The sequence below is a fragment of the Leisingera sp. genome, assembly GCF_982940295.1.
Genome location: NZ_CEYXRG010000018.1, coordinates 63876 through 87258, shown reverse-complemented (window position 1 = coordinate 87258; position 23383 = coordinate 63876). Strand labels below are relative to the sequence as shown.

General features: G+C 64.8%; 25 protein-coding genes. 14 read left to right on the top strand and 11 right to left on the bottom strand.

The window, feature by feature from the left end; all coding sequences use genetic code 11:
* Window positions 1–66 precede the first annotated feature (66 nt).
* Window positions 67–1509: a sensor histidine kinase gene (locus AC4HIX_RS16045; protein ID WP_490399717.1), complete on the bottom strand. Its 1443-nt coding sequence runs from the start codon at window positions 1507–1509 to the stop codon at window positions 67–69.
* A gap of 5 nt (window positions 1510–1514) precedes the next feature.
* Entirely contained in the window at window positions 1515–2249 is a 735-nt protein-coding gene (locus AC4HIX_RS16040) for a response regulator transcription factor (RefSeq protein ID WP_490399716.1), read from the bottom strand.
* Between the two features lie 215 nt (window positions 2250–2464).
* On the opposite strand from AC4HIX_RS16040, the gene AC4HIX_RS16035 reads away from it, so the two are divergent.
* The 8 genes from AC4HIX_RS16035 (at window position 2465) to AC4HIX_RS16000 (ending at window position 10863) form a co-directional block, all read left to right on the top strand.
* Window positions 2465–3709, top strand: a complete 1245-nt coding sequence (locus tag AC4HIX_RS16035) for an ABC transporter substrate-binding protein (RefSeq protein ID WP_490399715.1) — start codon at window positions 2465–2467, stop codon at window positions 3707–3709.
* Window positions 3710–3768: 59 nt separating this feature from the next.
* Window positions 3769–4641, top strand: a complete 873-nt coding sequence (locus tag AC4HIX_RS16030; protein WP_490399714.1) for a carbohydrate ABC transporter permease — start codon at window positions 3769–3771, stop codon at window positions 4639–4641.
* A complete protein-coding gene (locus AC4HIX_RS16025) occupies window positions 4634–5530 on the top strand; it encodes a carbohydrate ABC transporter permease (protein ID WP_490399713.1) in 897 nt (298 codons plus the stop codon). The genes AC4HIX_RS16030 and AC4HIX_RS16025 overlap by 8 nt, the downstream gene beginning before the upstream one ends.
* A 4-nt stretch (window positions 5531–5534) precedes the next feature.
* Window positions 5535–6632, top strand: coding sequence for an ABC transporter ATP-binding protein (locus AC4HIX_RS16020; RefSeq protein ID WP_490399712.1), 1098 nt, complete (start codon window positions 5535–5537; stop codon window positions 6630–6632).
* Complete coding sequence (locus AC4HIX_RS16015; RefSeq protein WP_490399711.1) at window positions 6629–7516, top strand: glucokinase; 888 nt, start codon at window positions 6629–6631, stop codon at window positions 7514–7516. The genes AC4HIX_RS16020 and AC4HIX_RS16015 overlap by 4 nt, the downstream gene beginning before the upstream one ends.
* Before the next feature lie 176 nt (window positions 7517–7692).
* A complete protein-coding gene (locus AC4HIX_RS16010; RefSeq protein ID WP_490399710.1) occupies window positions 7693–9057 on the top strand; it encodes an MATE family efflux transporter in 1365 nt (454 codons plus the stop codon).
* Between the two features lie 322 nt (window positions 9058–9379).
* Window positions 9380–10237, top strand: coding sequence for a formate/nitrite transporter family protein (locus AC4HIX_RS16005; RefSeq protein WP_490399709.1), 858 nt, complete (start codon window positions 9380–9382; stop codon window positions 10235–10237).
* A 128-nt stretch (window positions 10238–10365) separates the two neighbouring features.
* Entirely contained in the window at window positions 10366–10863 is a 498-nt protein-coding gene (locus AC4HIX_RS16000) for a ferritin-like domain-containing protein (protein ID WP_490399708.1), read from the top strand.
* A gap of 82 nt (window positions 10864–10945) precedes the next feature.
* On the opposite strand, the gene AC4HIX_RS15995 is transcribed toward AC4HIX_RS16000, so the two are convergent.
* The 8 genes from AC4HIX_RS15995 to AC4HIX_RS15960 form a co-directional block, all read right to left on the bottom strand.
* Window positions 10946–11983, bottom strand: a complete 1038-nt coding sequence (locus AC4HIX_RS15995) for an App1 family protein phosphatidate phosphatase (protein ID WP_490399707.1) — start codon at window positions 11981–11983, stop codon at window positions 10946–10948.
* Between the two features lie 108 nt (window positions 11984–12091).
* Window positions 12092–12430 carry a RidA family protein gene (locus AC4HIX_RS15990; RefSeq protein WP_490399706.1) on the bottom strand — a complete coding sequence of 113 codons (339 nt, stop codon included), beginning with the start codon at window positions 12428–12430 and terminating at the stop codon, window positions 12092–12094.
* Window positions 12431–12439: 9 nt separating this feature from the next.
* Window positions 12440–13834, bottom strand: a complete 1395-nt coding sequence (locus AC4HIX_RS15985) for an FAD/NAD(P)-dependent oxidoreductase (protein ID WP_490399705.1) — start codon at window positions 13832–13834, stop codon at window positions 12440–12442.
* Complete coding sequence (locus AC4HIX_RS15980; RefSeq protein WP_174147168.1) at window positions 13821–14132, bottom strand: (2Fe-2S)-binding protein; 312 nt, start codon at window positions 14130–14132, stop codon at window positions 13821–13823. The genes AC4HIX_RS15985 and AC4HIX_RS15980 overlap by 14 nt, the downstream gene beginning before the upstream one ends.
* The gene (locus AC4HIX_RS15975; protein ID WP_490399704.1) at window positions 14107–15207 is read right to left on the bottom strand and encodes an NAD(P)/FAD-dependent oxidoreductase; all 1101 of its coding nucleotides are present in this window, start codon (window positions 15205–15207) and stop codon (window positions 14107–14109) included. The genes AC4HIX_RS15980 and AC4HIX_RS15975 overlap by 26 nt, the downstream gene beginning before the upstream one ends.
* A gap of 69 nt (window positions 15208–15276) precedes the next feature.
* Complete coding sequence (dctP, locus tag AC4HIX_RS15970) at window positions 15277–16269, bottom strand: TRAP transporter substrate-binding protein DctP (protein WP_490399703.1); 993 nt, start codon at window positions 16267–16269, stop codon at window positions 15277–15279.
* 45 nt (window positions 16270–16314) lie between these two features.
* Window positions 16315–17613 carry a TRAP transporter large permease gene (locus AC4HIX_RS15965; protein ID WP_490399702.1) on the bottom strand — a complete coding sequence of 433 codons (1299 nt, stop codon included), beginning with the start codon at window positions 17611–17613 and terminating at the stop codon, window positions 16315–16317.
* On the bottom strand, window positions 17610–18080 hold the full coding sequence (locus AC4HIX_RS15960) for a TRAP transporter small permease (protein ID WP_490399701.1): 471 nt from the start codon (window positions 18078–18080) through the stop codon (window positions 17610–17612). The genes AC4HIX_RS15965 and AC4HIX_RS15960 overlap by 4 nt, the downstream gene beginning before the upstream one ends.
* 112 nt (window positions 18081–18192) lie before the next feature.
* Here AC4HIX_RS15960 and AC4HIX_RS15955 point away from each other — a divergent pair, with 112 nt between their 5' ends.
* From AC4HIX_RS15955 to AC4HIX_RS15945, 3 genes are all read left to right on the top strand, one after another.
* Window positions 18193–19131, top strand: a complete 939-nt coding sequence (locus AC4HIX_RS15955) for a LysR family transcriptional regulator (RefSeq protein WP_490399700.1) — start codon at window positions 18193–18195, stop codon at window positions 19129–19131.
* Window positions 19132–19678: 547 nt separating this feature from the next.
* Window positions 19679–19927 carry a hypothetical protein gene (locus AC4HIX_RS15950; RefSeq protein WP_475054432.1) on the top strand — a complete coding sequence of 83 codons (249 nt, stop codon included), beginning with the start codon at window positions 19679–19681 and terminating at the stop codon, window positions 19925–19927.
* A gap of 193 nt (window positions 19928–20120) precedes the next feature.
* Complete coding sequence (locus tag AC4HIX_RS15945; protein ID WP_475054430.1) at window positions 20121–20306, top strand: PLDc N-terminal domain-containing protein; 186 nt, start codon at window positions 20121–20123, stop codon at window positions 20304–20306.
* 81 nt (window positions 20307–20387) lie between these two features.
* On the opposite strand, the gene AC4HIX_RS15940 is transcribed toward AC4HIX_RS15945, so the two are convergent.
* Window positions 20388–21734 carry a mechanosensitive ion channel family protein gene (locus AC4HIX_RS15940; protein ID WP_490399699.1) on the bottom strand — a complete coding sequence of 449 codons (1347 nt, stop codon included), beginning with the start codon at window positions 21732–21734 and terminating at the stop codon, window positions 20388–20390.
* Between the two features lie 294 nt (window positions 21735–22028).
* Between AC4HIX_RS15940 and AC4HIX_RS15935 the strand changes: the two genes are divergently transcribed.
* The 3 genes from AC4HIX_RS15935 (at window position 22029) to AC4HIX_RS15925 (ending at window position 23297) form a co-directional block, all read left to right on the top strand.
* The gene (locus AC4HIX_RS15935; protein WP_490399698.1) at window positions 22029–22394 is read left to right on the top strand and encodes a hypothetical protein; all 366 of its coding nucleotides are present in this window, start codon (window positions 22029–22031) and stop codon (window positions 22392–22394) included.
* A 188-nt stretch (window positions 22395–22582) separates the two neighbouring features.
* Window positions 22583–22780: a CsbD family protein gene (locus tag AC4HIX_RS15930; RefSeq protein WP_475054424.1), complete on the top strand. Its 198-nt coding sequence runs from the start codon at window positions 22583–22585 to the stop codon at window positions 22778–22780.
* Window position 22781: 1 nt separating this feature from the next.
* On the top strand, window positions 22782–23297 hold the full coding sequence (locus tag AC4HIX_RS15925) for a pyridoxamine 5'-phosphate oxidase family protein (protein WP_475054422.1): 516 nt from the start codon (window positions 22782–22784) through the stop codon (window positions 23295–23297).
* The last annotated feature ends 86 nt before the right edge of the window (window positions 23298–23383 follow it).

Below are 23383 nucleotides of genomic sequence, written 5' to 3'. Positions count from 1 at the left end.
CGCTTCAGCCATTAAACCAGCGCCTGCGGCTGATGCCATGATCCTGATCAATGCGTCAGGGCGCGGTCAGTTGCGGCAGATCTCAAGGCAGGCGCGCAGGCCGCGGCGGCCATCTTCGAAATACAGCTGCCCGCCGTGCTGCTCTGCTACCGTGGCGACGATCGTCAAGCCCAGCCCGAAGCCGTCAATGGCGCGCGTATTGTCGCCGCGCCGGAACGGGGCGATCACTTCGGTGATCTCCGCCGCCGTCATGCCGGAGCCTTCGTCCTCGACCGTGATGATGGCGTGGTCGGCAGTAGCACTGAGGCCGATTGCGGCGCGGCGGCCGTACTTCAGCGCATTGTCGATCAGGTTGGAGACCGCCCGCTGCAAAGACACGGGGCGGGCCACCACCAGCATCGGCTGATCCGGCGGCATCGCGCTGTGGCCGGGGGCGGAGGTAAAGACCGAGCGTCCGCCAGCGGCTACCTGCGGCTCGGGGCAAAGCAACTCAACCGGTTTGCCGAAGTCCTGATAATCGGCTGCGACCGCCTCGATCAGCGAGGTGAGGGAGAGGCGGCGCGGGGTTTCGGCGCTCATCTCTGCCCGCGTGTAGGTCAGCACACTTTCGATCATGCCGGTCATGGCGTCCAGATCGGTTTCGAACTTCTGCCGCAGCTCCGCGTTTTGGATCAGCGCCGCGCGCAGCCGCAGGCGGGTCGCGGGCGTGCCGAGGTCGTGGCTGACGCCGGACAGCACCGCGGCGCGGCTGGCAAGCTGCGCGCGTTCGGCCTCCAGGTGGCTGTTCACCGCTTCGACGATTTCCTGCAGCTCGGCCGGGCCTTGCACGGCATAGGCATCGGGACCGCCGAGGCGGCGGCGGCCATGCAGGGCGCGGGCAAAGCGGCCGAAGTGGGCGGAGGTGTCGAGCACCAGAGTTGCCAGCACCGCCAGCACCAGCAGCGACAGCAGCACCGCAGGCAGGCGCAGGTCGCGGGGCGCGGCGGTGCAGCCCCAGACCGCAGTGCCGTCCACCCGCTGCCACGGGCCATAGCCGGCGCGGGCAAAGATCACCGGTTCGCTGCAATAGGTGGCCAGCAGCCGGATGACTGCGCCCAGTTTCTCTGCCGCGGACTGGCCGCCCGCGGGCGGCAGCTCCGCCACCGGATAGCGAAGGCTGCCGGAGGCGATAACCAGCGCCAGCACTTCGCCCGACAAGGGATCGGGACCGCTGTCGAGGATCGAGATATTGGTGAAGAACGCTGGTTTCGGGATGCCATCCAGCCGCAGGTAATCGCCGCTGGCCAGAAACGCCGCCTGCGCCGGGTCCACCGGGGTGACCGCCACGCCCTCGAGCGGTGAGGCGCCGCGGCGCAGGGTGCCGTCCAGCGTGATGCCTGCGATGGTGGAGCGGGTCAGATGCGCCTGCCAGTTGGCGCCGGACTGGAACCAGAGCCACGCGGCCGCCAGCCCGGCGGCAAAGGCGAGCGGCAGCAGGATCAGGCCCAGGGTTCTGAGGCGCAGCGCCATGCGTGTCAGCCTTCGCCGGTCTCGACATCCACCGCAAAGACATAGCCGGTGCCGCGTTCGGTGCGCAGCATCCGGGGATCCTTGGGGGTCTGTTCGATCTTGGAGCGCAGGCGCCCGACCAGCACGTCGATGGCGCGGCCGGAGCCCTCCTCGCTGCCGCCGTCGCCGGTCACATCCAGCGCCGCGGCAATCTCCTCGCGCGTGAGCGGGATATGCGGATTGGCGAGGAAGACCTTGAGCAGGCCGGTCTCGCGCCGCGACAGCGCCACTTGCACGCCCGCGGGGGAGATCACCTCGTCCCGCTTGGCGTCATACGTCCAGCCGCCAAAACGGAAAGTGGCGACGCTGCGCCGGTAGATCAGCGAGGAGGAGCGGCGCGCGCGCTGCAGCACTGCGCGGACGCGGGCCAGCAGCAAATCGGGGTTGAAGGGTTTGGCGATGTAATCATCGGCGCCGGATTCATATCCCGCCATCCGCTGGTGATCGGCGGACAGGGCAGAGACCAGGATGATCGGCACATCCTGTTCGCTGCGCAGCCGGGTGCAGATCTCCACCCCGTTTTCGTCGCCCAGCATCACGTCCAGCAGGATCAGGTCGATCCGCCCCGCCGCGATCTGGTCGCGGATCTCTGCCTCGCTCCCGCAGGGCAGGGCGATAAAGCCGTTCTGGCGCAGATACTGGGTCAGCATCATGCGCGTCTCAACGTCGTCATCCACCACCAGCAGCCGCGGAATCGCCATTCGTCTGTGTCCTCCCCAAACAGCCTTTGCGGCCTCGAGTTTGTAACACCATGCAACAAAATCTATTGCTGCGTAACAACAGGTAACAGCTGGCCGGAAAATCTGCTGCGCCGGGTCCGGGCCGGGCGGCAGGGTGATTGAAAACGGACCGGATGTTTTTGCAAACTTGGCAGGAAGGCTGCGGGGAGCGGCCATCTTATAGGGAGGAATGAGCGATGAAATTCACCGCTTTAGCGGCCGCATCGGCCGTGGCGCTGGCCTGTGCGGCTCCGGCATTGGCTGGGCCGCAGGCGGAAGTTCTGCATTGGTGGACATCCGGCGGCGAGGCCAAATCGGCTGCCGTGCTGCAACAGGAATTTGCCGATAACGGCGGCACCTGGACCGATATGCCGGTCGCGGGCGGCGGCGGCGATGCGGCGATGACCGCGCTGCGCGCGCGGGTCCTGTCCGGCAACGCGCCGACCGCGGTGCAGCTGAAAGGCCCGGCGATCCAGGAATGGTACGAGGAAGGCGTGCTGGCCGACATCTCCGCTGTCGCGGAGGCCGAGGGCTGGGCGGATGTGCTGCCCGGCTCGATCGCCGAGCACATGAAATGCGAGGGCAAATGGTGCGCCGCGCCGGTGAACGTGCACCGGGTCGACTGGATCTGGGCCAATGCCGCGCTTCTGGAGGCCAGCGGCATCGAAATGCCCCAGACCTGGGAGGAGTTCAACGCCGCCGCGGACAAGCTGCTGGCGGCGGGCGTCACCCCGCTGGCGCATGGCGGCCAGGCCTGGCAGGACGCCACCGTGTTTGAGGCGGTGGCCCTGGGCATTCTGGGCCCGGAGGATTTCCGCAAGGCCTTTGTCGAATTGGACATGGACACCCTGAAGTCGGACAAGATGGTCGCGGTGTTCGACCAGATGCGCAAGATGCGCGGTTATGTGGACGCCAACTTCCCCGGCCGCGACTGGAACCTGGCCACCGCCATGGTGATGAACGGCGAGGCGGCGTTCCAGATCATGGGCGACTGGGCAAAGGGCGAGTTCCTGGCCGCGGGCAAGGAGCCGGGCAAGGATTTTCTTTGCGCCTCGGTGCCGGGGGACGGGTTCCTGTATAACGTCGACAGCTTTGCCATGTTCGAGGTGGACGGCGAGGACAAGAAGGCCGGGCAGGACCTGCTGGCCAAGCTGATCGTCGGCCCGAAATTCCAGGAGGTGTTCAACCTCAACAAGGGTTCGATCCCGGCGCGGGTGGATGTGGCGCTGGACGCGTTTGACTCCTGCGCCCACCTGTCGGCCAAGGACATGAGCGAAAGTGCGGAAAACGGCTCGCTGCTGCCCAGCTATGCCCATGGCATGGCGCTGCGCGGCGCGCAGTCGGGTGCCATCACCGACGTGGTGACCGCGCATTTCAACTCGGACATGTCCTCCGCTGAGGCCGTGCAGATGCTGGCCGACGCTGTCGCCAACTCGATGTGATCCTCCCCCTGGCCTCGCGTCCTTCGGGATGCGGGGCCAATAAATAAAGGGCCGTTACAATGACTGGATGGCTTGAACGTCATATTCCGAAGATGGTGCTGGCACCGTCCTTCGCCGCGGTGCTGGTGTTCGTCTACGGCTTTATCGCCTGGACCGCCTGGGTGTCGCTGACCCGCTCCCGCCTGCTGCCGAAATACGAGATTGAGGGCTTCATCCAGTATGAGCGCCTGTTCAGCGCGCCGCGCTGGGACACCGCGATGTCGAACCTGTTCGTGTTCGGCACCCTGTTCATCCTGATCTCGATGGTTCTGGGGCTGATGCTGGCGATCCTGCTGGACCAGAAGATCCGCACCGAGGGCGTCCTGCGCACCATCTACCTGTATCCGATGGCCCTGTCGCTGATCGTGACCGGCACCGCCTGGAAGTGGATTATGAATCCAGGGCTGGGCATTGAGGCCATGGTCCGCGGCTGGGGGTTTGAAAGCTTCACCTTTGACTGGGTGATCAACCCGGACAAAGCGATCTATGCGGTGGTTATCGCCGGGGTCTGGCAGGCGTCCGGCTTTGTGATGGCGCTGTTCCTGGCCGGTTTGCGTGGCGTCGATGGAGAGATCATCAAGGCCGCGCAGGTCGATGGCATCCCGGCGTGGCGCATCTATACCGCGATCATCATCCCCTCGATGGCGCCGATCTTCCTGTCTGCCTTCATCGTGCTGGCGCATCTGGCGATCAAGAGCTTCGACCTGGTGATTGCGCTCACTGGCGGCGGCCCCGGCTATGCCACTGATCTGCCCGCCACCTACATGTATACGATGGCGTTTTCGCGCGGTGACATCGGCCAGGCGGCAAGCTCTGCCATGGTAATGATGGCTGTGGTGTTCGCGATCATCGTTCCCTACCTCTACTCCGAGCTGAGGGCCAAGCATGACTGACCTGACCCTGGACCCCGCCCGCCCCGCGGCAAAGAACTGGAACCGCATCGCCTTGCGCTGGCTGCTGTTTACCTTGCTGGGCCTGTTTGCCCTGTTCTACCTGATGCCGCTCTTTGTGATGATCACCACCTCGTTGAAAAGCCTGGAGGAAATCCGCACCGGCAGCCTGATCGCCTTCCCGCGCGAGGTCACGTTTGACGCCTGGCGCACCGCCTGGTCCGAGGCCTGCACCGGCATCCAATGCGAAGGCCTGCGCCCGTTCTTCTGGAACTCCGTGGTGATCGCGGTGCCGGCGGTGGCGATCTCCACCATGCTGGGCGCGGCCAATGGCTATGTCATCGCGCAATGGCGGTTCCGCGGCGCCAACCTGATCTTCTCGCTGATGCTGTTCGGCTGCTTCATCCCGTTCCAGGTGGTTCTGCTGCCGATGGCGCGGATGCTGGGGCTTATGGGGCTGGCAGGCAGCATTCCGGGGCTGATCTTTGTGCATGTGATCTATGGTATCGGCTTTACCACGCTGTTCTTCCGCAACTTCTATGTCACCATTCCGCAGGACCTGGTGAAGGCGGCGAAGGTGGACGGCGCGGGCTTCTTCCGCATCTTCTGGTCGATCTTCCTGCCGCTGTCGCTGCCGATCATTGTCGTCACCGTCATCTGGCAGTTCACCCAGATCTGGAATGACTTCCTGTTCGGCGTCTCCTTCAGCCAGGCGGGCACCCAGCCGGTGACCGTAGCGCTCAACAACATCGTCAACTCGACCACCGGCGTGAAGGAATACAACGTCGACATGGCCGCCGCGATCATCGCCGCGCTGCCGACGCTGCTGGTCTATGCCGTTGCCGGCAAATACTTCATCCGCGGTCTCACCGCCGGATCCGTAAAGGGGTAAATCCATGGCGCCTATTCTGGACATCACCAACCTGCGCAAGAACTACGGCGCAACCGAGATCCTGAAGGATATCAACGTCAGCATCGAGCCAGGCGACTTCCTGGTACTGGTCGGCCCCTCCGGCTGCGGCAAGTCCACGCTGCTCAATTGCATCGCCGGGCTGGAGCCGATCTCCGGCGGGCAGATCGAGATTGGCGGCCGCGACATGACTCATGTCAGCCCCAAGGACCGCGACATCGCAATGGTGTTCCAATCCTATGCGCTCTACCCGACGATGACGGTGGCCAAGAACATCACCTTTGGCATGAAGGTGCGCGGCGCCGATGCTGCCACCCAGGCGCGAAAGCTGAAGGAAGTGGCCGCACAGTTGCAGATCGAGGCGCTCTTGGACCGCCGCCCCGGCCAGCTCTCGGGCGGCCAGCGGCAGCGGGTGGCGATGGGCCGGGCGCTGGTGCGCGATCCCAAGCTGTTCCTGTTCGATGAGCCGCTGTCCAACCTAGATGCCAAGCTGCGGGTGGAGATGCGGACTGAGATCAAGAAACTGCACCAGAACCTCGGCGCCACCATGGTCTATGTGACCCACGACCAGATCGAGGCGATGACGCTGGCCACCAAGATCGTGGTGATGAAAGGCGGTGTGGTGCAGCAGATCGGCACGCCCGCTGAGATCTATAACAAGCCCGCCAACCTGTTCGTGGCCGACTTCATGGGCAGCCCCGCGATGAACTTGATCCCGGCGCGCGCTCAGCCGAACGGGCAGGGCACAAGGATCGAAATGGACTGCGGCGGAAGCGCGCCCATCGTGCTGAAGGACACCCGCGCCACCGGCCTGCCGCAGGACGTGATCCTGGGGGTGCGCCCCGAAGACATCGCCGAGGCGGGCTTTCGCGCCGGCGAAGGCGTGCAGGAGGCCGCCTGCCTGATCGACATGGTGGAGCCTGCGGGCGCCGATACCTATGTGGTCTCCAATCTCGGCGGCAAGCAGGTCACGGCGCGGCTTCATGCCGAGACGCGGGCGCAGCCGGGGCAGATGCTGGATCTGGCCTTTGACCTGTCCAAGGTCTCCTATTTCTCGCCCGCGACCGGCGAGCGGCTGAATTGACCGGGCTGCGGCTGGCCGCCGACGTTGGCGGCACCAACACCCGGCTGGGACTGGCCGAGGGTGGTGTGCTGCTGGCGGACACGGTGCAAAGCTTCCGCAATGACGGGTTTTCCGGCTTTGCGGAAGTGATGAACCAGTACCTGCAAGGCGCCGCGCCCGGAGGAGTGGCGGAGGTGGCGATTGCCATTGCCGGGCCGGTCACCGGCACCACAGCGCGGCTCACCAACCGGGACTGGCATTTTGATGCCGCGGCGCTGTCGCAGCATCTGAGCGGCGCGCAGGTGCATCTGCTGAACGACTTGGCGGCGCTGGGGCAGGCCTGCCCGCATTTGAGCGCGGAGTGCCTCGATACGGTGATTGGCCCGGCAGGCGATGCCGGCGGAGACGGCCAGCGGCTGGTGGTAGGAATCGGCACCGGCTTCAACCTGTCGCCGGTGCTGCATGCAGGCGGGCAAGTGCAGTGCCTGAACGTGGAATACGGCCATGTCAGCCTGCCGCTGGACGTGGCGGAGCACCTGCGCTCGCGGATTAGGGGTGCCGAGGCTTTTTGCACGGTGGAGCATCTGTTCTCCGGCCGCGGCCATGCGGCGGTGCGGGGGCAGTTTGCGGACGATGACCAAGGCGCGCAGGCGTTTCAGGCGTTCTATGCAGAGCTGCTGGCGCTGCTGGCGCGCAACCTTGTGCTGGCGTTTCTGCCCGCGCAGGGGATCTATTTCGCCGGTGCGGTGGCGCGCAGCCTGCTGTCCTCCCCGGCGCAGCAGGTGTTTGCGGAGGCCTTCCGCCAGCCCTTCGCACTGAATACCGGAATAGAGGCGCCGGTGTATGTCATCCTCGACGACGCCGCGGCGCTGAAAGGCTGCGCCGCCGTTACGATCAACAGTTGATCCGCGAGACACACGCGGGCGGGCGGCCGCTGCGGGTGATAATCTGGGTTATGGTAAGTAAGAGATCCGCAGGGCGGGACGGCTGACGCTTTCACCTCTTTTACCGGTTGCCGGGAACGCCGCGCCCGGTTGCGGCGTTGGGTCTGCAACACCCATCCGCAGCGGGAGGTACATGTATGGCACGGTCTGATCTGACCGAAGGGCCGGTCTGGCGCGCGCTGGCGCGGGTTTCGGCGCCGATGTCGCTGGGCATTCTGGCAGTTTTGTCGATCGGATTGGCCGATGCGTATTTCCTGGGCCAGCTGGGCGGCGCACCGCTGGCGGCGGTGGGGTTCATCTATCCGGTCACAACGGCACTGGCATCGCTGGCAATCGGGTTGTCGGCAGGCGCAAATGCTGCCGTGTCCCAGGCCCTGGGCCGCGAGGATGAGGACAGCGCGGTGGCGCGGATGTCGCTGCATGCGGCGGGGCTTGGCCTGCTGTTGTCGGTGCTGGTGGCGCTGGTCTTCTACGCTCTGCACGGGCAGATCTTTGGCCTGATGGGTGCCCGCGGCAAGGTGATGGAGGAGATTTCCGCCTATGTCCCGCTTTGGGCGCTGTCGTTCCCGTTTCTGGTGCTGATGATGCTGGTCAACGCGCTGTTCCGGGCGCATGGCAATGCGGTTCACGCCTCGCTGTTCATGATACTGGCGGCGGCTGTGAACATCGCGCTCAACCCGCTGTTCATTTTCGGCTGGGGCCCGGTGCCGGCGATGGAGACCGGCGGCGCCGCGCTGGCGACGCTGGCCGGGCGGATGGCAGCTGCGGCCGGCGCCATCGCGTTTGCCGTTCATGCGGGGTATTTGCGGCTGTGCGGCCGGATCTGGCAGGATCTGTGGCGCAGCCTGCGGGAAATCACCCAGGTCGGCGCGCCGGCCGCCTTTTCCAATGCGATCAACCCGGCGGGGATGGCGCTGGTCACCGCTGCGGTGGCCACGCTGGGCGATGCCGCGGTGGCGGGGTTCGGCGCGGCGACGCGGGTGCAGTCGCTGGCGATTGTCGTGCTTCTTGCGCTGTCGGCAGGGATCGGCCCGGTGGTCGGCCAGAACTGGGGCGCAGGCAAGGAGGAGCGGGCGCAGTCCGCGGTGGTGCAGGCCTGGGCCTTCTGCCTGGTGTACGGCCTGGCCCTGGGCGCGGTGCTGAGCCTTGGCGGCGGCTGGATCGCCTCTGCCATTGCCGAGGACGCGGAGGCGGCGGACTACACGCGCCGGTATCTTCAGATCGTCGGCTGGAGCCTGTTCGGCTATGGTATCCTCGTGACTGCAAACGCGGCGATGAACGCGCGGTCCAAGGCGCTGCACTCGATGGGGCTGAGCCTGGGGCGGATCACGCTGGTATATGTGCCGCTGGCCTGGATTGGGGTGTGGGTTTTTGGCTATGGCGGGATCCTGGCGGCGGCCGTCGCGGCCAACCTCTCCGCTGTCGCCGGAGCGGTGTGGGCAGCCCGGCGCACCGGACTGTGGCCGGAAAGCGCCCGGATCACCCGGCACATTGCCGCGTAGTGGCGGCTGCGCGGGCTTGAGCGCCGCAATTAAGAGGCTGTGACCGTGCCCCTGCGAACCCTTCCGGAGGCAAACAGGCCAGAAGCTGCCCTGCAAACCTGGTGGTGCCGGGAACTTTTCCGCTTGGACGGCGTTATAGTGGCAGCAGGCTGCGCGCGCCATGACGGGCAGCTGTATCGAATAGAATGATCCCCCCGGCCGCCGCCGCTTACAGGAAAACAGCGGTGCGGATGGCAGGTCCAAAACCAGCCGCCGCGGCCCCTGCGGTGACATGGGAACCCTCCCGGCACCCGAGCAGGCTTTCCGGACAAGCAGGAGACCGATGATGACCCCCACTGACAAGCATGTGCTTGCCGCAGAAAAAAAGGAGCGCGAAGCGGTGGAGGAGGCCACCGGCCTGTCCGCCAAGCTTATCTTCGAGGCTATCCGGCTGACTGGGGAAGAAGAGCTGCGGCGCCCGGTGCGGGCCTTGTGGTGGTCGGGCCTGGCGGCGGGGCTGCTGATGTGCTTCTCGGTTTGGGGCGAGGCGATACTCCGCTCCAGCCTGCCCGAGAGCAGCTGGCGGTTCATTATTGAGAACCTGGGTTACACGCTGGGCTTCGTGCTGGTCATTCTGGGCCGGATGCAGCTGTTTACGGAAAACACGATAACGACCGTGGTGCCGGTGACCCTCTGCCCGACATGGCAGTCGTTAGGGCGCACTGCCCGGCTTTGGGCGGTGGTGCTGGCGGCAAACGTTGTGGGCGCCTTTCTTGCCGCCGCTTTCCTGGCCTTCGCCCCGGTCATGTCGGAAAAGATGGCAGAGGCGATGCTGGCGCTGAGCCACCACGCGACCGGGATGCCGTGGGTCGAGGGTCTGGTGCGCGGCATCCCTGCGGGCGTGCTGATTGCGGCGCTGGTCTGGATGCTGCCGCAGGCCAATGGTTCGGAGCTGCCGCTGATTATCATAATTACCTGGCTGATTGCCTTGGGGGACTTCACCCACATCATCGCGGGCTCCGTTGAGATGGCCTTTCTGATGGTACAGGGAGAATTGTCCGTGATTCCGGCACTGTTCCGCTTCTTCCTGCCCGTGCTGGCAGGCAATATTATCGGCGGCACGGTCGTTTTCACGCTCCTGACATGGGCCCAGATCCGGCCGGAAGTGATGGAAGCGGAGAAACGGGAATCCGCCCGCTGAAGAACGCCGGCGCCCCGAGATCCGTGCAGCCCAGAGCCCCGCCTGACCCGGGGCCGGCATACTGCAGATCCCGGAACCTTCGGGGCGGCGACCGCGTTTCTTTTCTGAACACGGATCAGGAGAGCCGCATGACAGATGCACAGCAATTTGCCCCGTCCGAATCCAGCCTTTCCACCTGTGCCCGCGAGACTTCGGCTCTGGCACAGGCGCTGTCTGCTGTTTTTTCCGGTATTTGCCGCCTGGTATTCCAGACGCACGCACTGCACCGGGACGCGGGCAGCGCGATGCCGCCCTCTGTCAAAGAAGTAACCGAACAGCATTACACCAGCATGTTCTCGGCAGCGGGCAAGCTGGCGGAACAACTGCGGGTGATGGGACACTTGCCGCCCTCGCAGCTGGAACACGTTATCAAGGAGTCCCGCGCCATCTCAGAGGAGCAAAAGTCAGGCACGGGCTGGACGGTCGCGGACTTGGCGGGCGGGCATGAACAATTGGCCGGTCACCTCCACACGCTGACTGAGCTGGCTGCCAATCACAATGATCCGGCGACCAAGGACTGGGCCGCCGCACGCCGGACCTTCCACGAGGAGGCCGCGTGGCGTCTGCGGTCACTCACCATCCTTTAAGAGCCGCGAAGCCCCCGCAGGTGTTTCGGCGGCTGTCCCGGAACCCGGGTGCAGCGGCGGGTGACACAAGCTCAGAGCCCTTTCAACCCTGCCGGGGGACTTGCTGAATGGGCGGTCCGCCTGCCAGTTTCAGCCCCAGCTTCTGGGCTGCCCCTGCAAAGCTGGATGCAGCATGAACAGCGATGCCTGTTTCCCTCAAAGCATCCAGATCGCGTTTGTCTTCCGCACTCAGCCCGTCCGCGGGCACCCTCAGCAGCACCGCCGATATACGGCCCGGATGGCCGCGCACCGCGTCGGCGTAGATGGCGGCATCTTTCTGTCCCGTATCGCCAATCAGCACCGCAGGCAGGGACGGATGCGCGTTCAGCAGCAGGTCGATACTTTGCCCTTTGTGGCTGCCGTGGCCTGCGGAAATGAACTGGGTTTCGCTGAGCCCCAGGTCACGCAGGAACATCGGACCGCGGATCAGACCTGCCTGCCGGAACACCTGTGCCAGAAAGGCGTGCATGTTCCAGGGAGAGGAGCTGACGTAGTACACAGGGTTGCGGCCCTCTTCTGACAGCTGGCGGAGCAGATCCGCCGAATCCGGAAAGATGCGCCGCGTCAGAGCGTTGCCGCTGAACGTGGTCCACAAGTTCCGGGCCAGCGAATAGGCGGAGGTCTGCATCACGGTGTCATCAATATCGGAAACCACCAGGAACCGGGCATCCGGACGGGGAACAAGCACCGGGCACGCGGTCTGTGCCCCGCTATCGGCGATGGCAACCTGAACTTCGTGCCAGCCCGGGTCCCTGCCCGGCGGCAGCGGCAGCTGAAAATATCCCTCTTCATCGCTGACCGCGGTGATGCCATCGTGGGTCACGGTAACGCCGGCGGCTTCATCCGTCAGAAAGAGCGAGATCATCTGCCGCACATTTTGCAGCACGCTCTGGCCATCGCGCGGGGTGCTGCCGCGCAGTTGTGTCAGGACACGGCCGCGCACGATCAGATGCTCCGGTGTGGCGTATCCGATGTAGGGATCGATCACCAGATCAGCACCGCGGCGCGGCCTGCGGGGCAAAAGCCTGTCAAGCAGGCGCTCGGCGTGCAGGGCGGTGCGGTGCAGGACTTGCTTGAGCATGTGAGACCTCGTTGCTGCTTTATGTATACAACGCATGAGGCCCCGAAAAAGTGCCCGGCTCCGGTCGGGTGCCGGGGCCGGGTTCAGGGTCTGTGCCAAGGTGCCGTATCAGCAGGCGGCGGTCACGATGATTTCCACCTTCAGATCCGGCCGTGCGAGCTTGGCTTCGCCGCAGGCCCGGGCCGGGGCGTGGCCCTTGGGCACCCAAGCATCCCAGACCGCGTTCATCTCCGCAAAGTCCTTCATGTCGGCCAGCCAGACAATCGCCTGCAGCATCTGCTGCGGCGACGAGCCGGCCTTCTCCAGCAGCGCCTCGACCCGGGACAGGCAATCACGGGTCTGTTCAGCCACATCGGCGCCATCACCGACCTGGCCACAGAGATAGGCCACGCCGTTGTGCTTCACGATCTTGCTCATTCGGGGGCCGGTTTCGATCCGTTCAATCATCTTGTTCTCCTATTCGGCGGCAGTGGCAGATGGGTCTTCCATCGCTGCCAGTTCGCCCAGTGTCACGGGTTTTATCGGCGGCCGGATACGGTAATAACCCGTCTCATCCGGGGTCTGCCCGTTGGCCTCCGCCAGCAGGGCAGTCACGGTAAGCCCGCAATAACGGCCCTGGCACGGCCCCATACCCGCGCGCCCGAAGGCCTTGGCCTGGTTCGGGCCAAAGCAGCCGAGCTTGGCATAGCTGCGGATGTCGCCTGCGGTGACTTCCTCGCAGCGGCAGACGATGGTGCTGTCGGCGGGCCGCACAGCGCCCGCATAGGACGGATAGGCCGCATCGAGGAACGGGCGCACGGCTGTTTCCCGGCTGCGGCGGCTGAACATCGGCGCGGCCAGGCGGTCGCGCTCCGGCGCGGTGATCCGGCCCAGCTCCTCCGCCGCCTTCAGCGCGGCGATCCGCCCGGCATATTCGGCAGCCATGGCGCCGCTTATGCCGGCACCGTCCCCGGCAATTAGAACTCCGTCCTTGGCGGTTTCGCCCCAGGCGCCGGTTTCAGGCACAAAGCATTGCTGCGCTTCGGACCAGACATGCGGCACCCCGATCGAGCGGGCGGCCTGGGTGTTCGGCACAACTCCGTGATGCAGCAGCACGGTGTCGCAAGCGATGCGATGCTTCTGCTCCTTGCTGCGGAAGGTCACCGCCTCGGCCCGGGTGCTGCCCGCCACCGCGAGCCCGGTTGCACCGGTATAGCGCGGCACCCCGGCGCGCTTGATCTCCGCCAGCATCTTCAGGCCCTTGGCCAGATAGCGCCAGCCGCGCAGTGCGCCGGGAAGGTGGCGGACTGCTGCCAGCGGGCTGCCTGCGGGCTGGGTCTCGACCAGGGCCAGCGGCGGCGTGCCCGCGCGCACCATCTGCGCTGCAATCAGATAGAGCAGTGGCCCGCACCCTGCGAGCACCGCGCGGCGCGGCAGCACGCCGGATTGCTTCAGGAGAATCTGCGCTGCACCTGCGGTCATCACCCCCGGCAGGGTCCAGCCGGGAAGCGGCATCGGGCGCTCCAGCGCGCCGGTTGCCAGGATCACCCGCGCGGCCTCCACCTGTTCACCGCGGCCATCACGGACAAAGGAGACGCGGAAGCCATCCTCGATGGCCCAGACGACGGCGCCGGACAGATGGGTGATCCCCGAAGCGCCAAGGCCCGCCGTCAGGGTGGCGCCGTGCAGATACTCTTGCCCCAGAATGCCGCCGCGCGGGCCCGCGGCGCGGTCCACCTCGCGGTAGATCTGCCCGCCGGGGCGGTTTTGCTCGTCCAGCAGGGTGACGCTCAGGCCCTGTTGGGCTGCCTCGGCAGCGGCGGCCATGCCGGCAGGGCCCGCGCCGATGATGGCCAGATCACAGCGCTGCATCATTTGCCTCCGCTTCATGCGGGCGGGCTATTTTCATACCCTCTTCCACTTCCAGCATACAGGCCTGCTGCACGCGGCCGCCGGTCTCTACCAGGCATTCGAAACAGGCGCCCATCATGCAGAACGGCGCCCGCGGCGCGCCGGATACGGGCGTGTGACGGAACACCTGCACGCCTGCGGCCAGCAGCGCGGCGGCGAGGTTGGCGCCTGCGGGCAGGTCCAGCGGCTGGCCGTCGAACCAGACCCGCACGCGGGGGGCATCGTCTGCCAGCTCAAGAAACGGGGAATCGGTCTTCACTGAACACCTCCAGATCAGGGGCGGCTGCGGTGCCTTCTAGCCAATCCGGCAGGAACAGCGCATGGGCCGCGGCCAAGGTGATGCCGCTGTGGCAGGTGACAAGGTAAGCGCCCGGCATCTCGGGGCTTTCCTGGTAGATCGGCAGGCCGTCGGGCGACAGGATGCGCAGGGCGCCCCAGCTGCGCACCAGCTGTGCGCGGGCCAGCGCCGGATAGGCCGCGATGGCCTCGGCAGCCAGTCCGGACAGGCCCGGCTGCGTCACGCTGTCGTCCAGCCCCACCTCCTCGTTGGTGGCGCCGATCTGGATGCCGCCCTCGTCCACCTGGCGGGCAATCAGCGAGGGGCGGTTGATCAGTTTCGGCAGCTTCTCGGTGATCAGCACCTGGCCGCGCTGCGGCCGCACCGGCGCCTTGAAGCCCAGCTTGGGGCCCAGCTCCATCGCGCCAAGGCCCGCGGACAGCACAACCTTGGCGGCCGTGACCACGGTGCCGTCGCTGCACTGGACCTTGAACGCATCCGGTTTGGAAACCTCGGTGACGGTCTTGCCGTTCAGGACCGTGCCGCCCAGCCGCCGCACGTCGTCGGCCAGCGAGACCAGCAGGCGCAGCGGGTTTGCGTGGCCGTCCTGGTGGTGCAGGATCGCGCCCGCCACCTTGGGCCCGATATGCGGCTCTTCGCGGCTGAGAGCGTTGCGGCCCAGAACCTCGTAAGGGTAGTTACCGCCCAGCTTGTCCTTCAGCGCGTCATATTGCGCGACAGTGGCGTAAAGCGTCTCTTCGGAGAAATGCAGGTCGTAACCGCCGTTCTGCTGCAGCCCGACAGAGCGGCCGGTGCCGTCTTCCAGCTCTGCCGCAAATCCGGCCCACGCCTCGGCGGATTGCTGGCTCCAGCTGGCATAGCGCGGCTGCTTCATGCCCTTGGACTGGACCCAGACCAGGCCGAAGTTGCCCCGGCTGGCGCGGAACGATCCGTCGTCGCCGTCCAGAACCGTGACGCGTTTGCCGCGCCGCAGCAGCCCCCAGGCCACGGACAGGCCGACAACGCCGCCGCCGATCACTGCATAATCTGCTTCCATCCTGCCGTTTCTCCGGGGTTGGCTGCGGTTGCGGGGCGGCGCGCGGCCGCCCCTGTCTTTGAAGCGGGATTACTTGCCGATCTGGTCAAGAATGCCCTGGCCCCAATCGGCGCCAACGTCTTCCAGAACCACCGGCCAGACGTCTTCGCGCACCTTGGCAGCCATCGCAGACAGTTCGTCGTCGCTCAGATCGACCACCTTGGCGCCCAGCTCATCGGCCAGGCGCTGTTCCCACTGGCCCTGGTCCTTTTCGGCGACGGTCCAGCGCTGCGCCTCGAAGTCGGCGGCGGCAGCCTTGAGCGCTTCCTGATCCTCTGCGTCCAGCTCGGCCAGCGAGCCGTTGGAGATGATCATGTACCAGACTTCAAAGTGGGTGTTCGCGGGCACATAGGTCTTGGTCACATCGCGGAAGGACGCGTAATAACCCTCGGCACCGGAGCCGATGACGCCGTCAACAACGCCGGTCTGGATCGCGGTGAACGCTTCGGAGAACGGGATCGGCGAGGGGATGTAGCCAAGCGCTTCGCCGGTCAGCTGGAAGCTTTTGATACCGGGCACCCGCACCTTGATGCCGTTGGACTGCGACGGGTCGCCCGGGTTTACAGCATCGGTGTTCAGCGCAATGCCGCCGAAGTAGACCGGGTAGGCCGCCAGCATGGTGATGTCCTGCTTGGCATAAAGCTCTGCCATCACGTCGCGCACCGCACCGCCGGGGCCATAGATCTCGCGCGCCTCGGCCCAGGTGTTGGCCAGGTAGGGGAAGGAGCTGATCTGCATCCGGCGGTCCGCCGCGGCAGCGGCCGGCTGGGTCGCCATGTCGATGGCGCCGACGCTGATGCGCTCCTGCACGGTGGTGTAGTCGCCGAGCGCGGAGGCCGGGAAGATGTTGATCGAAACGTCGCCGCCGGTGGCCTCATCCACCTGGGCCGCAAAGGCGCGCAGCTCCTTGTCGATGGTGGTGTCCTGCGGGCGGACGTGGCTCATCTTGAGGTCGGCAGCTTGGGCGAGGCCCGCCAGCGACATCAGGGCAGCAGCAGCGGTGCCGGTCAGAAAGTGTTTCATGGGTAGTCTCCTCCGTAGGGTGTCTGGTGTTTGTCAGGGATGGGGTCAGTAGCCGAAGAAACGCGGCAAGAAGAGCGACAGGTCGGGCCACAGCGAGGTCAGGAAGACCACCGGCACATAGCCTGTCAGGATCAGGATCATCGCGGGCGGGATCACCTTGGTGACCTTCACATTGCCGATCCGCGCGCCGAGGTAGAGGATCGAGGCATAGGGCGGGGTGACGCCGCCCATCGCGGTGTTCACGCCCATGATCGCGGCGAACTGCACCGGGGTGACGCCGATCGCCTGCATCAGCGGCAGCAAGAGCGGCGCGATCAGGATGATGGCGGTGACGTCGTTCACGACCATGCCGACCAGGAACAGCAGGATGTTGATGAAGATCAGCAGCAGCACCTTGTTCTCGGTGATCTCGAAGATCGCGCTGACCATCTTTTGCGGGATCGCTTCATAGACGAACATCTGGCTCAGGATCATCGAGAACAGGATCATCACCATAATCGCGCCCACCGCTGTGGCGGCTTCCTTGCCGGCCTCCAGGAAGCTGTTCCACTTGAGGCCCTTGTAGATGAAGAAGCCGACCGGCAGCGCATAGATCACCGACAAGGCCGCGGCTTCGGTCGGGGTCATGATGCCGCCATAGATGCCGCCCAGGATGATCACCGGCATCAGCAGTGCCGGGGTTGCGTTAAAACCCTTCTTGGCCACATCGCCTGCCAGCTGGGAAAAGCTGGGCGCGTCATCCAGCACCAGGTTGAACTTGCGGCTCATCCACAGGTTCATGGCCGAGAAGTTGAACATGATCAGCAGGCCCGGCCCCAGGGTCGCCAGGAAACAGGCGAGGATCGAGGTATCGGTCACCCAGCCATAGACGATCATGGTGACCGACGGCGGGATCAGCAGGCCCAGGATCGAGGAGTTGGCAATCAGCGCGGTGGCGTATTCCCGCGGGTAGCCGCGCTTCTCCATCTCGGGGATCAGCAGCGGGCCGATAGCGGCGATACCGGTCAGGCCAGAGCCGGAGATCGCGCCGATGATAGCGCAGCTGACCGCCGCCACAACACCCAGACCGCCGCGGATGTGGCCGATGAAGGCGTTGACGAAGTTCAAGAGCGAGGCCGCGATACCGCTGGCTGACATGATGGTGCCAGCCAGCACGAACAGCGGAATGGCCAGCAGAACCGGGTTGCCCAGCTGCTGGGACCCCCACAGCATCATGCCTTTCATGGTCACATCGCCCAGGAAATACATGATCATCAGGGCAGCGCCGAAGCAGTAGGGCAGCGGCACGCCCAGGGTCAGCGTCAGAACCAGAACGGCGATGGCAAGGAGTGCGATTTCAATCATTTTGCGGCTCCGGCGCGCAGGGCGTTGATATGGCGGAACAGGTGCACCGCGGTGTAGAGCATCATCAGGGCCAGACCGGCCACGAGCGCCACTTCGGAATAGAATGTCGGCAGGTAGAGCGTCGGGCTCTCCTTCCAGACGCGCCAGGCGTACTGGGTGTATTCCCAGGCCCAGCTCAGCAGCCACAGGCCGACGGTCAGGCTGATGATTTCACCGATGATCGCCAGCAGGGTGTGGCCGCGCTCTGTCTTGATGGCGATCTCCAGCACGTTGGCGCGGATGTGGGTGTCCTCGCGCGAGGCGTTCACGGCGCCGAGGATATAGAGCCAGATAGTCGGGTAGAGCATGGTCTCCTCCAGCCCCATCACCGGGATCTGCAGCAGATAGCGGGTGACCACCTGGACAAACTGCCCGAGCGCCACCAGACAGATCAGCCCCGTCAGCAAGTATTTTGAGAATGTGTCCATCGGTCCTCCTTCCGGTGTCCCCTCACCGGGTTTGGCGGATTTGGCTGGACAAAGGGCATAAGATCAATTTCAAAATATCTGTGACTCCATAAATTTCCTTGATACCCACGCCATGAACTTCTCGATCCGCCAGATCTTCACCTTCCGCGAGGTCATGCGCAGCGGCTCCATCTCCCAGGCCGCGCGCACCGTCGGGCGCACCCAGCCCGCCGTCAGCACGATGATCTCAACGCTGGAGGGCGAACTGGGCTTCAGCCTGTTTGTCCGCGAGCAGGGCAAATTGATTCCAACACCGGAAGCGCGGTTCTTTCTGGAGGAATGCGAGACCGTCCTGGAACGCATCGAGCGGATCGAGCGCACCGTCAGCAAGATCCGCGGCCACGAGGCCGGCAAGCTGCGCGTTGCCTGCCACCCGGCGGCGGCCGGGCTGTTCATGCCGCGGATTCTAACGGATTTTCTGCAAGGCAAGGATGAGCTTGAAGTCTCGCTGATCATGCGGTCGTCGGATGTGATCGAGGATCTGATCGCCTCGCAGCAATACGATATCGGATTTGCCGAAACCCCGGTGCCGCGCCCGTCCATCAAGCAGATGGATTTCGACCTGGAAAGCGTCTGCATCGTTCCGGAGAGCGATCCGCTGGCCGCCGCCGAACAGATCACGCCGCAGGACCTGGACGGGGCGCCGATGGCGGTGCTGTTTGAAAAGCACCCCATGACGGCCCGGACAGAGGCCGCGTTTCAGCGCAGCGGCTGCCGGTTCCGCAAGCGGTTGGAGCTGCGCACCTGGGCGCCCGGGCTGCAGTTCGTTGCGGCTGGCATGTGCTACATGATCTGCGACATGATCACAGCCTATGGGTGTCTGCAACAGCGCCAGACAACCGAAGGGCTGGCGATTCGCCGGTTCACGCCGCGAATCGGCTCCAGCGTTTCGATTCTCACACCTGGATATGCCACCCAGTCTCTAACCTCCGAGGCCTTCACGGCACGGCTCTGCAGTGCCATCGAGAACATGCAGACCGAAATGGAAACCTGCCTCAACCGGCAACCATAAACGCAGAAAGCTTCCGGAGGCGGCCGCCGGCAGCGTCCTGCCATTAGTCTCCGTTCAGCGGCGCCATCAGCAGCACCGGCTTGCCGCTTCATTGATACCGGTGCCGTCTCTTGCGTGGGAGATGTGCCGAGGACTGAATTTCCTTTGCACCCAGCCCCGGGCCTCCGCACCCGTTTTGATTATGCCGTAAGTCTTGGGATAGGTCGCAATGCTCGGTTCCGAGGCCGTGAACCCGGCCAGAAGTTTTCGCATGCCCTGTACCCGATCTACCCCGAATACAGCCATCTTCGCGCCAAGGTGAAGGTGGTCATAGCCGTCATACTAAACCAGTCGGGCGGCGAACTTCCGCCTTGGGACCGCGGCGCCGGCTTGCGAACCCTGCAAAATACCGCGGCATATCCTCGGTCGGGTGAAAAAATGTTTCCTTTATAATCAACGCCTTGAAGAGACACACCTTAGGAAATGCCAACAACGGCCGCAGACAGCACGGGAACAAATTCGGACACAGGCGCGTTGACCGGCTGAAGCAACCCGAAAGGACAGTACTATGAAACCCTCCTATATCTTCGCCGCGGTGGCCGGCATTGTTGTGCTGCTTTTTGCTGTTTACATGATCGACATTGATCAGACCGAAGAAGCCCGCCTGCCCGACGTCGATGTCAGCGTTGAAGGCGGCCAGATGCCTGAATTCGACGCTGATGTCGGCGATATCGAAACCGGTTCCAAGGACGTGACTGTGACTGTCCCGACCGTCGACATTCAAAGCCCGGAAGAAGATGCCAAGGACGATAGCTGATCCTGACTTTCGGCAGATTTAAAAAGCGCAGCGCAGCCCGCTGCGCTTTTTTTTATGTTCTGGCATCGCCTGAGGCATACAGCCCTGAGTCTGGAGCAGCGGCCCCTGCGGTCCAGCCGTTTGGATTAAATTCGGAACAATCTACGGCTGTGCGCGTTGAGTATTCAGATCATCAAGCCCAAGGGGAAACACGATGGAATATGGACTGATTGGCCTTCTCGTTCTGGCTGCCGACATTTACGCAATCATTCAGGTCCTGGGATCCGGGGCCTCCACCGCGGCCAAGATCGTATGGGTGCTCGTTATCCTGATCCTGCCGGTGCTGGGCTTCATTGCCTGGCTGATCGCAGGCCCGCGGTCCTCCGCGGCAAAAATTTAACACTGCCGTCTTTGAAATGTCCCGGCCCGGCTCTGTAAAGCCGGGCCGGTTTCTTGCCCAGGCAAGCCCATTGCGGCCGCCTCACTCCGCCTTTTGCTCGGCGTCCAGCAGGTTTTCGCCGCCGTCCAGCCCTTCGCGCTCCCGCTCAGCCGCTCCGGCAACCGCCAGCTCCGCCCGCTCCGGGTCGGCCGCTTCCGGCAATTCGGCGCTGGCTGTTTCCCGCGTTCCAGGTTCGGCCGGGGCTTCCTTGGCCCGGGCGTCCTCTACCACGGGCGCGCTGTCCAGCCGGACCCTGTAGATCGGCTCCGGCAGGCCAAAGCCCGCCCCTTCCAGCGCCATCTTGGCGGCCCGGATCGCTTCGCCGCGCGCCTTGGCGAAGTCCACCCGGGTCTGGTCCACCCAGCCTGTGAAGGTCAGGATCACGTTGGAATCCCCGACTTCGCTGATCCAGGCGCCGACCTCCGGATCCTCCAGCACAAAGGGCTGCGCCTCCAGCGCGGCAACGGCGGTGGACAGGGCCGCCGCCAGATCCGCGTCCGCATCCACGCCAAGATCAAAGCCGAAGCGCCGCCGCGGATCGCGGGTGAAATTGACGATGCGGCCCTTGAACACCGTGGCGTTGGGAATACGGATGTGGTTGCCCTCGGGCGAAATCAGGATGGTCGCGCGCGAGGTCAGCCGCGCGACGGTGCCCTGGTCGCCCTGGATATCGACAAAATCATTGGGCCGGAACGGCTGCCGCAGGCTGAGCAGGATCGAGGCGATGAAATTCTCCACAGTGTCCCGCACCGCAAAGCCGAGCGCCAGGCCGACCACCCCCGCCGCCCCCAGCACCGCGCCGATCAACGCAGTGGCATTCAGGATGTCGAGTGCCAGCACCAGCCCGGTCAGAATGAACAGGATCCGCGCCACAGCCCGGTAGACATCGGCGATGAAGGCATTGGGCGCCAGCCGGGTCCAGATGCCGATCCGCGTGGTCAGCAGCCAGCCGCCCGCCGCCACCGCCGCAAAGGCGGCCAGCGCCACCAGAAAGATCGGCCCGTTTGCCAGCAGGTTACGGGTCCGGGCGGCAATCCGTTCCATGGCCGGGGCCAGCCGCTCCTCCAGGGTGCCGCTGATCTGGGTCTCATTTTCGATCGCCACCACCCCGGCAACCCGGTTGATGATCTGCGTCAGCCGGTCCTGGGCGGCGTTGTCGATCACCTCGCCGGTGATGCGGACCACGCCTCCGGAGACAGACACGGTCACCGACCCGTATCCCTCGATTTCCGCCAGCAGCTTCTCGATCCGGCTCAGGATCTCACTGTCGCGAACAGCCGCCTCTCCCACTTCGATCCGGCCATCGGTCTGCACCGGATCCGCCGCAGTCTGTGCCTGAGCGCCGGTGCCGCCAAGGCACAGCGCCGCCAGCAGGATTAATAAATGCAAACCCGCCAGCAGCGCCCGGCGCGCCCCGGACCGGCGCCCACCTCGCGGGGCCAAACATGTCATGTCGCGGTTCAATTCCGCATCCTCCCGATGAAATACATGCCCCGCACATGGAAACCGGGACGTGACCAGTCTTTGCCGCAGCAAACTGCCGGTGCAAGAGCGTAACCGCACGGGCCCGGGACGCACCGTCGCCGCCCGCTGAATTTTCACCCCTCTGATATGTCACAGTTTAATGCGCGCCAACGCGCAAAGGTGCCATTCCTCGCGTTCAAAAAATTTTGAGGAAGACCAATGAGCCCTAAAGCCGCCGGCGCAAACGCCCCCGTTCTGATCCTGACCCCACACGCACTGGAAGCCGCGGACATCAGCGACTACCTGCTGCGGCGGGGGTATCCGGCGGTCAGCAGCGAGACCCGCCTGGATGGTCTCGCCAACCCGCTGGAATTCACCGCGCGCGTGCCTCACATGGTGTTCTTCGGCTTCCCGCTCAGCGATCCGGAGGCACGCGACTGGCTGCAGTCGGCCATGGCCACGGAGTGGCGCATCATTCTGATCAATGGCGACACCACAGAGCCGGAACTGAAGGCCCTGCCGATGCTTAGCCGCCCATTTGCAACCCCGCATCTGGACACGGTAATGCAGCTTTTGGGCGAATAACTGCCCCTTCCCCGGCGGCAGTGCGCCGTGCTGCCGGAATTGGTCTGGTAATCAGCCATTCCGCGGCTCCTCCCGGCCGGGTTGCAAAGATACTAGGAAAAAACGGAACTTCGCAGCCTCCCCCGCGTTCTCCCTTTGCCGCCGCCGCGACGCGGCGGCCCACCGCAATTTCCCAAGGAGGACACGACATGGACGACGACCGCATCACCGGTAAATGGACCGAGCTCAAGGGCCGCCTGCGGGAAACCTACGGCGAGCTGACCGACGACGAGCTGGAAGAAACCAAGGGCGAACGCCAGAAGCTCGAAGGGCTGCTGGAACAGCGGCTTGGCAAAACCAAGGACGACGTCCGCCAGACCGTGGACCGGATGCTGGAGAGCATTTAACATGGCCCGCAGACCTGACAGTGACGCAGACGCCGCCGCCCAGCTTTGGAAACGCCTGGAGGACACCCGCACCGGCATGCTGTCGGTGGACGGCAGCAGCCAGCACCCGCAGCCGATGAGCCACTTTGCCGACCCCGACAGCGGCGAGATATGGTTCATCACCTCCGCTGACACCGATCTGGTGGCCGCAGTGGGGCTGGGCGCCGAGGCCACTTTTGCCTATCAGTCCCAAAAGGGCGACTACCACGCCTCGGTCAAGGGGCCGATCGTGGTCTACGAAAGCGACGAGAAGCTCGACAGCCTGTGGAGCCCGCCGGTGGCCGCGTGGTTCGAGAAGGGCCGCGAGGATCCCAAGGTCACCCTGCTGCAACTGACCCCGCGCGAGGCGGCGATCTGGGCCTCGGATTCCAACCCGATCCTGGTCGGGCTGAAAATGCTTAACGCCGCGATGCGCGACGACGTGAGCGAACCGGACGTCGGCATCCACCGCGTGATAAACTTCCGCGACGTGGCCTGACCCGGGAAAGCGCCGCAAGCCGCGGACGAACAGGCCCGCCGGTACTCCCCGGCGGGCCTGTTCGATTTAGATGGATCCGCAGCCCG